Raw genomic sequence first — 12,119 nt, 5'->3', positions numbered from 1 at the left:
GCCTTGGGTCCGGTTGCCAGGCTCAGGCCAGGGCGGCCTGATAACGGCGGGACACCTCATCCCAGTTGATCACGTTGTAGAACGCGTTGATGTATTCGGGACGACGGTTCTGATAGCGCAGGTAGTAAGCGTGCTCCCACACGTCCAGCCCTAGAATCGGCGTGTTGCCGTTCATCAGCGGGCTGTCCTGATTACCGCTGCTTTCCACCACCAGCTTCTTGTCAGGCGTGACGCTCAGCCATGCCCAGCCACTGCCGAATCGGGTCAACGCGGCCTTGGTGAACGCTTCCTTGAAGCTTTCGTAGCCGCCCAGTTGTTCGTCAATCGCCAACGCGACAGCGCCTGTGGGCAAGCCTCCCCCGCCCGGCACCATGACTTCCCAGAACAACGAATGATTGGCATGGCCGCCACCCTGATTGATCACCGCTGGACGCAGGTTTTCAGGCAATTGCTGGACACTGGCGACGAGTTTCTCGACAGACCAGTCCGCAAACTCCGTGCCTTCCACCGCTGCATTGAGATTGTTGATGTACGTCTGGTGATGCTTGGTGTAGTGGATTTCCATGGTTTGCGCATCGATATGCGGTTCAAGGGCATCGTATGCGTAAGGCAGTGCGGGCAAGGTGTATGGCATGTCAGTGTGCTCCGTAGAAAAGTCCGGAAGGGGCTCCCGAATGGCGTTGCAGCGCTGAGCGCGTATGCTCGCCGCTGCTGTTCAGCAACCGATGGGTGCGCGGGTATTCGCCATGTTCGCTGATGAAACTCAGCAGCTCGGCGTATGTTTTGCTGCTATGACGCAAGGCCGCCTCGCGCAGGGCGGGCGGGAGGCGCTGATCCTGCAGGGTCCGCAACAGGTGCTGGTGGATGGCACACAGGTACTCGGCGCTCTCCTCCGGCTGGCCCAGACTCAGGTGCAGATCCGCTAGGTTATGGTGAGAAATCACACAGGCCGCGACCGCTTCGTCGGCATCCGCCCAGCGTTCGAACAGGACTTGCGCCAACGCCAGCGCCTGAAGGTACAACTCGCGGGCCTCGACCCACTCGCCGAGATTGAAACAGCGATTGGCCTGCTCGATGGTGCATTTCCAATGCTGCATGACATACCTCCAGGAACGTTGGCTAGGCAGCGACCATGGGCCAGGGCGTGGCGGTCAATCGCGTCAGGAACGCCTCTTGACGAGGTAATGCTTGATCAGCAGAGGCTCGTCGGTTTAAAGCGCACAACGAATCCGCAGACCCAAGCCACGCTGGTTTCCAGCTAAGACAACTCGTTCAAAGCAGACCCCGTGATCGCAGTTCATTTTATAAATGATATTCATTATTAAATGAGATACAGAATCAACACAAGCCCAATCGCTTCACCGCCTTGCGCCGGTGAGCGTGAACATGCTTTGAGGGAAGCGTAAAACGCGGGTTCGGAGGGAGGTTATTGGCGGTCAAAGCCGCAAGCGGATGGGTGACGCAGAGCGTCGTGAACTGCATTCCCACGCTGGAGCGTAGGGAACGATAACCTCAACTATCGTGCGGCGCTCCGCGTCGCATGCCGTTCCGGACGCTCTGCGTCCTCTTGACGACGCAGAGCGTCGTGAACTGCATTCCCACGCTGGAGCGTAGGGAACGATGATCACAACTATCGTGCCCACGCTCTGCATTTATGGGCACGATAGCCGGAATCGGGGGCCTGTCAGCTACCCGCTACGGTCATTCGCTCGATCAGTACCGAGCCGGTGCGGATGTTGCTGCGCAGCTCAAGATCGCTGCCAACGGCGACGATCTGCTTGAACATGTCGCGCATGTTGCCGGCGATGGTCACTTCCTGAACCGGGAACTGAATCTCGCCATTCTCGACCCAGAAGCCTGCCGCGCCACGCGAATAGTCGCCGGTGACCATGTTCAAACCGCTGCCCATCAGCTCGGTGACCAGCAAGCCGCGCCCCATGCGCCGAATCAGCGCAGCCTGGTCGTCCGAACCATGGGTGACGAACAGGTTATGTACACCGCCCGCGTTGGCGGTGCTCGGCATGCCCAGCTTGCGGCCGGAATACGTGCTCAGCACATAGGAAACCAGATCCCCACCTGCCACGAATGGCTTGGCGAAGGTCGCCAGACCGTCGCTGTCGAACGCCGAACTGCCCATCGCATGCTTCAGGTGCGGGCGCTCATCGATGGTCATCCACTCAGGGAACAGGCGCTGACCCAGCGCGCCTTCGAGGAACGACGATTTGCGGTACAGCGTGCCACCGGAAATGGCGCCGAGAAAGCTGCCGAAGAGGCCGCCCGCCAGTTCCGCAGCAAACAGCACTGGCACTTCACAGGTCGGCACCGGACGCGCACCCAGACGGCTTGCCGCACGCAACGCGGCCTTGCGGCCAATGCTCTGCGCATCGGCCAGCAGCTCGCCCTGGCGGTTGACGTCATACCAGTAATCGCGCTGCATCTGGCCTTCACCCTCGGCAATCATCACACAGCTGAGGCTGTGACGCGTTGAGGCATAGCCACCGATGAAGCCATTGCTGTTGCCATACACGCGGCAGCCCTGATGGGTATTGAGCGTAGTGCCATCGGCGTTCTTGATGCGGCTGTCGACATCGAAGGCCGCCGCTTCGCAGATCAGCGCTTTCTCGATGGCCTGCTCGGGCGTGATGTCCCAGGTGTGATAAAGGTCAAAATCCATGACCTCTTTGGCCATCAGCGCAGCGTCGGCCAGCCCGGAGCTTTCATCCTCGGAGGTGTGTTCGGCAATCGCCAGTGCAGCGGCGACCGTTTCACGAATCGCATCGGCGCCGGTTGCCGACGTGCTGGCCGAGCCCTTGCGCTGCCCGACATACAGGGTGATACCAAAGCCCTGATCGCGGTTGAACTCGACGGTTTCGACTTCACGCTGACGGACCGATGTCGACAGCCCCTGGTCCACCGACACCGCGACTTCGCAGGCGCTGGCACCCTGACGCCGGGCTTCGGCGATGATCTGCTCGACCTGTTCCTGCAGTTCGGGCAAGGCTTGTGGGCCGACGCTTTGGGTTGCACTCATGACTTTCTCCATCAAATTCTTCTTTCAGCACAGGCCGAATACCGACCGGGCCGGACAAGCGGCCCACGACTGGTTATCATGGCGGCGTTTCTTTGCGGACTGCCCCCATGGTTGATTCTTACGACGACTCCCTCGACGGGGAGAAAAGCAAAACCCAGGTCAAACGAGAGCTGCATGCTCTGGTCGACCTCGGCGAGCGACTGACAACACTCAAAGCCGATGTGCTGGCCAAGCTGCCGCTGACCGACGCTTTGCGCAAGGCCCTGGCCGAAGCGCCCAAGCACACGGCGAACATCGCGCGAAAGCGGCACATTCTGTTCATCGGCAAGCTGATGCGCGATCAGGACCAGGAAGCCATTCTGGTGTTGCTGGACCAACTCGATGCCTCCACTCGCCAATACAATGAACGTTTCCACAATCTGGAGCGCTGGCGTGATCGCCTGATTGCGGGCGATGACGCCGACCTCGAGAAATTCGTTGTCGAATACCCCGATGCCGACCGTCAGCAGCTGCGTTCGCTGATCCGTCAGGCGCAACACGAAGTTGCACGCAACAAACCGCCGGCCACCAGCCGCAAAATCTTCAAATACATCCGTGAGCTGGACGAACTTCAACGCGGTCTGCGTTGATTTCGCCCTCGGGGCTGGCAGCAGAGGCAGCCGGCCCCGACTCACATTCAGCTACCGGTGCCGCCCACGGTGATCGCGTCGATTTTCAGCGTAGGCTGACCCACACCGACCGGCAGCGACTGGCCATCTTTCCCGCACGTACCGACGCCGCTGTCCAGCGACAGATCATTACCCACCATCGACACCCTGCTCATGGCTTCCGGCCCGTTACCGATCAAGGTCGCGCCTTTGACCGGCGCGGTGATCTTGCCGTCTTCGATCAGATAGGCCTCACTGGTTGAAAACACGAACTTGCCGCTGGTGATATCCACCTGGCCACCGCCCAGATTGGCGCAGTAGATGCCGCGCTTCACTGAGGCGATGATTTCCTGCGGATCGCTCTGCCCGCCCAGCATGTAGGTGTTGGTCATGCGCGGCATCGGCAGGTGGGCATAGGACTCGCGACGGCCGTTGCCGGTACGTGCCACGCCCATCAGGCGCGCATTGAGCTTGTCCTGCATGTAGCCCTTGAGCACGCCATTCTCGATCAGCGTGGTGCATTCGGTCGGTGTGCCCTCGTCATCGACACTCAGCGAGCCACGACGCCCCGCCAGGGTGCCGTCGTCGACGATGGTGCAGAGTTTCGACGCAACCATCTCGCCCATGCGCCCGCTATAGGCCGAACTGCCCTTGCGGTTGAAGTCGCCCTCAAGGCCGTGACCCACTGCTTCGTGCAGCAGCACGCCGGACCAGCCAGAGCCGAGTACTACCGGCAAGGTGCCTGCCGGGGCGGGAATCGCTTCCAGGTTGACCAGTGCCTGACGCAGGGCCTCACGGGCATAGCCCATGGCGCGATCGTCGGTCAGGAAATAACGGTAGTCGGTACGCCCGCCGCCGCCATGCCCGCCCCGCTCGCGACGGCCATTCTGCTCGACGATGACACTGACATTGAAGCGCACCAGCGGGCGCACATCGGCGGCAAGGCTGCCATCCGCGGCGGCCACCAGAATGCGCTCCCAGACGCCGGCCATGCTCACCGAAACCTGCTGGATACGCGAGTCCAGCGCACGCGTCGCAACGTCGATGCGCTTGAGCAACTCGACCTTCTCGGCGCGGCTCAACACTTCCAGCGGGTTATCCGGGGCGTACAACTGCGCCACGTCCTGCGAGGTGAAAGCCTGCACGCGACCATTCTGGCCAGCGCGGGAGATGGAGCGCGCGGCCTGCGCGGCGGTGCGCAGTGCCTCGGCGGTGATCGCGTTGCTGTACGCAAAGCCGGTTTTCTCACCCGACTGGGCACGCACGCCCACGCCTTGATCGAGATTGAAACTGCCTTCCTTGACGATCCCGTCTTCGAGCGACCAGGACTCGGAGATCATGCCCTGAAAATACAGATCGGCCGCGTCGATTCCTGGCCCGGCCAGATCGCCCAGCACGGACTGCAGGCTGTCGAGGTTCAGGCCGCCGGGTGCCAGAAGGTGTTCGCTGACTGAGGACAGATCACTCATATTCACTCCGAAGCAGGCCGCATGGCGTCCTGCGAAAAAAAGCGCCGGTGACTGGACACCGGCATCCGCGCCCGTATGGACGCCTGTTCTTGACTGTCTCGTGTGGCCAGCAGCACCGCTTCACCCTGTGCCTGCTCGGCCAGTACGCGGCCCCATGGATCAACGATGGCCGCGTGTCCGTAAGTCTCGCGAGGCCCCGGATGGACCCCGCCCTGTGCTGCCGCCAGCACGTAACACTGGGTTTCGATGGCACGCGCGCGGATCAGAATGTCCCAGTGCGCAGCCCCGGTTACCGCAGTGAACGCTGACGGCGCGGTAATCAGTTCAGCACCGGCTTCACGCAGCGCGGTGTACAGCTCGGGAAAGCGCAGGTCGTAGCAGACGGTCAGCCCCAGACGCCCCACGGGCGTATCGGCTACCACCACACTGCTCCCATGAGCATAGTCATCCGATTCACGATAGCGGCCACGGTTGTCAGCGACGTCTACATCGAACAGATGCAGTTTGTCATAACGGGCCACCTGCTCACCGTGCTCGTCGATCAACAGCGAACACGCCGTCACCTTGCCATCCGGCCGCTCATCCGGCGGCAGTGGCAAGGTTCCGGCAACAATCCATAACTTGAGGTCGCGAGCGGCCAGTTTCAACCATGGCAGGATCGGTCCGTGCCCCTGAGCCTCGGCACGACCGATATCAGCAACGTCACGGCGCCCCATCGCGACGAAGTTTTCGGGCAGTACCGCCAACCGCGCGCCACCTTCAGCCGCCTGTTCCAGCAAACGCCGAGCACTGCCCAGATTAGCCAGGACATCGCTTTGGCTGACCATCTGAATCACCGCGAAGGACATGGCAACCCGCTCCTGAATGACATGGCCACCACTGTACTCCATGAGACGCTATTGGGGCTTTTCAAATGGCTTGTCGAACGTGATCTTCGGCTCTTTCCAGGGCCCTTCGACCTTGTATTGCACGCTGGCGAAACGCGCAACCCGGTCGCCCAGCAGCTTGTCGACCAGAAACAGCGCCCCGCCAATGGCGGGTGCGCCGACAATCAGCGCAGCAATAGGCAGGTTGTTGGTGACCGGCAAGGTCACCAGCAGCTTCGCATCGACGCGATCACGAACCATGTCCAGGGTACCGTTGAGCTCCAGATTACTCGAAGGCCCGGTCAGGGTGATCGGGTTGCGCGTCACATAGACACCGTCGCTGGCGACCAGCAGCCCTTTGACCCGGTCGTAGCTCAGGCCTTTGCCCAGAAGGTCGGAGAAGTCCAGGCGCAGACGCCGGCCGATGGAGTTGAAGTTCAACAGCCCGAATACCCGCAACGCCTGAGCACCGCCCTCGACTTCGACAAACTGGCCTCTGTTGAGCGTGGCATCCAGACTGCCGGAATAGCGCTTCAGACCGACCCAGGCAGGCGAACCCGGCCAGCGTCCGTCCACGTTCATCTCGAAGCGTTCACTGGTGACGGTGGGGGCGAAGTTCCACGCCTTGAGCACATCCGCGAGGTTATTGCCCGCCAGGCGGCCTTTGAACGAACTGCTGCTGGCCCCGGGCGTGCCCTCCCAGGTAGCGTCACCCTCCAGCAGGATGCCTTTGAGCCCCAGGCTCATGTCCGACATGCGCATGCCAGCAGGCGTCGGCCGGGATTTCAACGCCCAGGCCCCCAGCAACTGATCGCCCTGAAACAGTTGGGAGATCTTCACGTCCAGCGCAGGGATATTGTGCGGGTCGATATCCGCCAGAGGGTCAGGTGCGTTTTCCACCACGGTCGCTGTCGGATCGGATGCAGGCAGTCGAACGTAGAGCATGTTGATGCCGATCGGGGCAGACTTGGCGTCGGGCAGCGTTGCCGTGCCCTTGGCCAGCGCGCTGTCCAGCGACAGGGCCCAGGCTGCCGCGTTGCGCTGCAATTGAACACGCACGTCATTGAGTGTGGTGCCCATCGCGGTCAGCTTGCCGATCTGCAGGTCAACGCTGTTAAGCAGTTGCTTCGCGTTGCTGCCCGGATCATTCCCGGTGTAACGCGCGGCCAGTTCCTGCCAGGGCGCTATATCCAGCTCGGACAACTCGCCACGGATCCGCAAGCCTTTGGCGTCCGGCACGATCGCCCCGCCGCGCCCCAGATAGAGTTCGCCTCGACCTTCGGCAAACTTGCCATTCGGTGCAGCGAAAGCAAAGTTGGCCTGATCGTTATACGCCGCGCCGAGCCTGCGCTCCGCGCCTTGCAGAGTCATGCGGAACTCGCTGGGACGCTCCTGTTCGGCGGTTTTGCCAAACGGTGCGGGCAAATCGATCGCCACGCCCTTGAGCGTGGAGTTGATTACCAGCGGGCTGTCCTTGCTGTCCAGAATCAACTGCAACTGATACGGCAGGTCACCGGAGACCGGCAGCGGCTGCGTCACGTTCAGCCAGTCGGTCAGCCGCTTCACGGTGATTTGCCCGTTCGCCACAATGCGTGTCACGTTGTCGCCTGGCTTGCCCTCGGCGGCGATTTCTGCGGTCACAGGACGATCGAATGCCTGGGCCTTGATGCCTTTGCCACTCAGGCCAGTGGCGCTGTCGAAACGGAAATCGCCCTTCAGGCGAGTCAGCTCCAGCACCGGGTCAGCCAGTTTCAGACGCGCATTGTCGGTGCTGAAATCCACCACGACCTTTGGCTCGACGCCCTTGGCCAGCGGGATATCCAGCTTCAGTTTGCCGTCCAGCGGACCTTCGCCCTGCCATCCGGCAAATGTGCTGCCCGTGCCAATGGGCGCCTGCTGGAGAATCTTCAGGCCGTCGATCAGGTTTCCGGAGAAATTACCGTCCACCAGCAGGTGACTGTCCTGACCTGACGGCACATGAGGAATATTGACCAGCACGTTGCTGACCTTGGTATCGAGCAACTGGCCTTTGCTTGCCTTGACACGTACACCGCTGTTTTCGACGTAGACCTTGCCATCCACCCCGGTCAGCGACGGCCAGCCCGGCTGGAACGCCAGCGTTGCATTACTGACATCGAAGAACAGGCTGATGACACGCGCCGTATCGGGCGAATTCTTGTTCAGCGACCCTTGATACTGGAAGAACCCCTGCTTGACCGCGCCACTTACCACCGCGGTGCGCAACCAGTGATCGAGCTCCGGACTGAGCGCTGTCGGCAGGTACTTGCTGGTGTAACGGCCATCGCCGTCAACCATGCCGACCCGCAGGTCCATGTAATCTTCCTGATCATGACTGAGATGAATCTTGATCAGAAAGTCCGCCGCAATCTTGCCTTCGTCGCCAAGCACCTTGATATACGGGGCGATCAGCGTGAACGCCTGATCATCCAGTTTCCAGGTCAGACGGGCATTGGCCTTCTGGTAACGCCAGGGTTTGGCGAAGATCGGGTCCAGGTGCAGCATGAAATCATCGGTGTCGAGGCGCAGCTCGCCCTGGCCCAGATCCCCGCTGATGGCACCGGTGACATTTCCGGCCGCCGGGGCCCCGCGATACGCGTTGAAACCCACCTTGTCCAGATTGGCGGCAAAGCTCAGGCGCTGGTCGCCCACTGCCTGCGGCCGGTAGTCGAGCAGTACGTTATGCAGCCCGCCTGTCACCTTGAGGCCGTCGACCACTGCCATGGCCTTGTCAGGCAGGGGCGCGAGGGAGTCGATCAGCGGCGTGACGGGAGTCAGGTCCAGACGATCAGCCTGTACGTGCCAGAGCTCTTCGCTGTCGGGCGTCGCGGCGGTTTGCGTCAGTTGCACACGGCTTTCCCAGCGCGTGTCGCCAAGGCTCATCGCCAGTGAATCGAGGTTCAGGTCGAAACCTGTTTCAGTCCGTGCAAACCATGCGTTCAGCGCAAGGTTATCGATCGTCGCCGGTTTGCGACCGGCATAAACGCCTTTGACCTGCGGTGCATTGAGGCGCGTCGTCGCGCTTTGCACGGTGCCCTTGCCCCAATTCAACCAGACCTCGCCCCCGGCCTGCAGCTTCGACAGTGTCCATTCGCGCGTGAGGCTTTTCGGCAGCCACTTGGCCCAGTCGCTTTGCGGCAGGCTGGCGTAGACATCGGCCTCGCCGTCCTTCCACTGACTGGCCTGAATGCGCGAACGCACGTTGAGCGCGACCGGCTGACCATCCGGCAGGGTCAGGCGTGCGTCAAGTCGCTGGGCATAGCTGCCGGTGTCCAGGCTGAGGTTTACATAGGTGAGGGTCAGCGGCGCGGCGTCAAACGGTTGCACCGTAACCTGGCTATCGAGTAGCGACAAATGCGCGACCATCTGCATCTGCCTGAGCACCTGCTCGGGGTCGAAGGGGCTGTCGTTGTGCACCGGCAAGCCCTGAACCGACCATGCGCCGTCCTTGTCCTGCCTGAGACTGAACTGCAGGCCGTCCACTTCAAGATGAGCGATGCGTACGTCACGCGCCAGCAGGCTTTCCCAAAGGTCGGGAACAACCCTTACACGATCCAGACGCAGGGCACTGGTGCCCTCGCCGACCATCACATCGTTGGCCAGCAACACCGGAGCAAAGCGGCTCCAGCTGCCTTCCAGGCTGCCGATGCTCAACGGTATACCCAACGCGCTGCTGGCACGGGTTTCCACATCAACACGGTATTCGGCAACCAGCGGCGTCAATTGACGGCCGAGACTCACGTACAGCGCCGCAAGCACCAGCATCAGTGCGCACAGGCTCAGACCCCAGCGGGTCAGGGTTGCGACAAGGCGAGGAAGACGTCCCATCTCAGGAGGCCCTCCACTGCGAGGTGCGAGGAGCGGAATCGGCGAACGGATTCCGGCTCGGAGGTGCAGGTGCGGTCAGGTACAGGTTTTGCTCATTCGCCACGCATCATTCTCGATAAAACGGCATACCTGCCAGAAACCCGTAGGGCACTTTTCATATATTTCAAACGATCAGCACCCTCAGAGCAGCACCACGTCGTATTGTTCCTGCGAGTACATGGTTTCTACCTGAAAACGGATAGTGCGGCCAATAAAGCTCTCCAGCTCAGCCACGTTGCCGGACTCTTCGTCGAGCAGGCGATCCACCACGCGCTGATTGGCCAGAACGCGATAGCCCACTGCCTGATAGGCCCTGGCCTCGCGCAGGATTTCCCGGAAGATTTCGTAACAGATGGTCTCGGGTGTCTTCAGCTTGCCCCGCCCTGCGCAGCAATGACACGGTTCGCACAGCACCTGCTCGAGGCTTTCGCGGGTGCGCTTGCGCGTCATCTGCACCAGACCCAGCTCGGTGATACCGATGATGTTGGTCTTGGCGTGATCGCGTTCCAGTTGTTTCTCCAGCGTGCGCAGCACCTGACGCTGATGCTCACCGTCTTCCATGTCGATGAAATCGATGATGATGATGCCGCCCAGATTGCGCAGGCGCAGCTGCCGGGCGATGGCCGTGGCGGCTTCCAGATTGGTCTTGAAGATGGTTTCTTCGAGGTTGCGATGCCCCACGAACGCGCCGGTATTGACGTCGATGGTGCTCATCGCTTCGGCCGGGTCGATTACCAGATAGCCACCCGACTTGAGCGGCACCTTGCGCTCGAGGGCCTTCTGGATTTCGTCCTCGACCCCATAGAGGTCGAAGATCGGCCGCTCGCCCGGATAGTGCTCAAGCCTGTCGGCAATTTCCGGCATCAGCTCGGCCACGAACTGGGTGGTTTTCTGAAAGGTCTCCCGCGAGTCGATACGGATCTTCTCGATGCGCGGGCTGACCAGATCGCGCAAGGTGCGCAGCGCCAGGCCCAGGTCTTCGTAAATCACCGTGGGCGGACTGACGGTCTTGATCTGCTCGCCGATCTGATCCCAGAGCCTGCGCAGATAGCGGATGTCCATGAGGATTTCGTCGGCACCGGCGCCTTCCGCAGCGGTGCGCAGAATGAAACCTCCGGCTTCCTTGATACCTTCCTGGGCAACACAATCGCTGACCACTTTCTTGAGTCGTTCGCGCTCGGCTTCGTCCTCGATTTTCAGCGAGATGCCCACATGCGCAGTGCGCGGCATGTACACCAGATAACGTGACGGAATGGAGAGTTGCGTGGTCAGCCGTGCGCCCTTGCTGCCGATCGGGTCTTTGGTGACTTGCACGACAAGGCTCTGGCCATCATGTACCAGCGACGCAATGCTCTCGACCGCTGGCCCTTCCCGCATGGAGATTTCCGACGCATGAATGAACGCCGCGCGGTCCAGACCAATGTCGATGAACGCCGCCTGCATGCCGGGAAGCACCCGCACAACCTTGCCTTTGTAGATATTGCCGACAATGCCGCGACGTTGGGTGCGCTCGACGTGCACCTCTTGCAGAACCCCGTTTTCCACCACTGCCACGCGCGATTCCATCGGCGTGATGTTGATCAGAATCTCTTCACTCATGACTTGTCACCTTCCAGGCATTGCCAGCAGGGTATGCCGAAATGGCCGAGCAGTTCTGCGGTTTCGCACAGGGGCAGCCCCACCACCCCAGAATAGCTGCCTTGCAGACCCTCGACGAAAATCGCTGCCAACCCCTGGATGGCATAGCCGCCGGCCTTGTCGGCGGGCTCGCCACTGGTCCAGTAGGCGTGGGCTTCATGGGTTTGAATCGGGCGAAAGCGCACACGACTGGTAACAATACGGGTTTCGCTGCGTTGCCGATCACTGAGCGCGACAGCCGTCAGCACGTCATGCTCGCGCCCGGACAGGGCCATCAACATCGCCAAGGCATCTGACTCATCGACCGGCTTGCCAAGAATGCGTCCATCGAGCACCACCGCCGTGTCGGCCCCCATCACGCAGGCCTGGTGTTCGGCTGGCAGCACGGACAGCCCGGCCTGAGCCTTGCCCAGCGCAAGACGCTCGACATAGGCAGCGGGGGTTTCATGGTCGAAGGGGGTTTCGTCGATCTGAGCGCTCAGTACGGTAAACGGCACACCGATCTGAGTCAGAAGTTCGCGGCGGCGCGGCGAGCCAGAAGCCAGATAAAGCGAGGGCATAAGGACATCTCCGTGTCTGTGCG

Annotated in this window: 9 protein-coding genes; 1 reads left to right on the top strand and 8 read right to left on the bottom strand. The window is 61.3% G+C overall.

Annotated elements, in window-relative coordinates; genetic code table 11:
* Positions 1-22 precede the first annotated feature (22 nt).
* The 3 genes from BT119_RS17110 to pmbA all read right to left on the bottom strand — a co-directional run bounded on the left by BT119_RS17110 (position 23) and on the right by pmbA (position 3,031).
* On the bottom strand, positions 23-634 hold the full coding sequence (locus BT119_RS17110) for a superoxide dismutase (RefSeq protein WP_003364098.1): 612 nt from the start codon (positions 632-634) through the stop codon (positions 23-25).
* A gap of 1 nt (position 635) precedes the next feature.
* The gene (locus BT119_RS17105) at positions 636-1,097 is read right to left on the bottom strand and encodes a tetratricopeptide repeat protein (protein WP_003364099.1); all 462 of its coding nucleotides are present in this window, start codon (positions 1,095-1,097) and stop codon (positions 636-638) included.
* Positions 1,098-1,684: 587 nt separating this feature from the next.
* The gene (gene pmbA / locus BT119_RS17100) at positions 1,685-3,031 is read right to left on the bottom strand and encodes a metalloprotease PmbA (RefSeq protein WP_072366423.1); all 1,347 of its coding nucleotides are present in this window, start codon (positions 3,029-3,031) and stop codon (positions 1,685-1,687) included.
* A gap of 107 nt (positions 3,032-3,138) precedes the next feature.
* On the opposite strand from pmbA, the gene yjgA reads away from it, so the two are divergent.
* Positions 3,139-3,660: a ribosome biogenesis factor YjgA gene (gene yjgA, locus BT119_RS17095; RefSeq protein WP_003364101.1), complete on the top strand. Its 522-nt coding sequence runs from the start codon at positions 3,139-3,141 to the stop codon at positions 3,658-3,660.
* Positions 3,661-3,707: 47 nt separating this feature from the next.
* Here the strand turns inward: yjgA and tldD are convergent, their stop codons facing one another.
* The 5 genes from tldD to BT119_RS17070 form a co-directional block, all read right to left on the bottom strand.
* On the bottom strand, positions 3,708-5,147 hold the full coding sequence (gene tldD, locus BT119_RS17090; protein ID WP_003400228.1) for a metalloprotease TldD: 1,440 nt from the start codon (positions 5,145-5,147) through the stop codon (positions 3,708-3,710).
* A 2-nt stretch (positions 5,148-5,149) separates the two neighbouring features.
* On the bottom strand, positions 5,150-5,995 hold the full coding sequence (locus BT119_RS17085; protein WP_072366421.1) for a carbon-nitrogen hydrolase family protein: 846 nt from the start codon (positions 5,993-5,995) through the stop codon (positions 5,150-5,152).
* Positions 5,996-6,043: 48 nt separating this feature from the next.
* A complete protein-coding gene (locus BT119_RS17080) occupies positions 6,044-9,859 on the bottom strand; it encodes a YhdP family protein (protein ID WP_072366419.1) in 3,816 nt (1,271 codons plus the stop codon).
* Between the two features lie 180 nt (positions 9,860-10,039).
* Entirely contained in the window at positions 10,040-11,497 is a 1,458-nt protein-coding gene (rng, locus tag BT119_RS17075) for a ribonuclease G (protein WP_003364105.1), read from the bottom strand.
* A complete protein-coding gene (locus tag BT119_RS17070) occupies positions 11,494-12,096 on the bottom strand; it encodes a Maf family protein (protein WP_003431505.1) in 603 nt (200 codons plus the stop codon). The genes rng and BT119_RS17070 overlap by 4 nt, the downstream gene beginning before the upstream one ends.
* Between the last annotated feature and the right edge of the window lie 23 nt (positions 12,097-12,119).

Source organism: Pseudomonas sp. NFACC10-1, from assembly GCF_900119195.1.
Taxonomy (GTDB): domain Bacteria; phylum Pseudomonadota; class Gammaproteobacteria; order Pseudomonadales; family Pseudomonadaceae; genus Aquipseudomonas; species Aquipseudomonas cerasi.
This window is presented reverse-complemented; position numbering and strand designations above follow the sequence as displayed.

Coding starts and splice junctions, on each gene's coding strand:
- BT119_RS17110 (WP_003364098.1), bottom strand. CDS start 634: ATGCCATACACCTTGCCCGCACTGCCTTACGCATACGATGCCCTTGAA.
- BT119_RS17105 (WP_003364099.1), bottom strand. CDS start 1,097: ATGCAGCATTGGAAATGCACCATCGAGCAGGCCAATCGCTGTTTCAAT.
- pmbA (WP_072366423.1), bottom strand. CDS start 3,031: ATGAGTGCAACCCAAAGCGTCGGCCCACAAGCCTTGCCCGAACTGCAG.
- yjgA (WP_003364101.1), top strand. CDS start 3,139: ATGGTTGATTCTTACGACGACTCCCTCGACGGGGAGAAAAGCAAAACC.
- tldD (WP_003400228.1), bottom strand. CDS start 5,147: ATGAGTGATCTGTCCTCAGTCAGCGAACACCTTCTGGCACCCGGCGGC.
- BT119_RS17085 (WP_072366421.1), bottom strand. CDS start 5,995: ATGTCCTTCGCGGTGATTCAGATGGTCAGCCAAAGCGATGTCCTGGCT.
- BT119_RS17080 (WP_072366419.1), bottom strand. CDS start 9,859: ATGGGACGTCTTCCTCGCCTTGTCGCAACCCTGACCCGCTGGGGTCTG.
- rng (WP_003364105.1), bottom strand. CDS start 11,497: ATGAGTGAAGAGATTCTGATCAACATCACGCCGATGGAATCGCGCGTG.
- BT119_RS17070 (WP_003431505.1), bottom strand. CDS start 12,096: ATGCCCTCGCTTTATCTGGCTTCTGGCTCGCCGCGCCGCCGCGAACTT.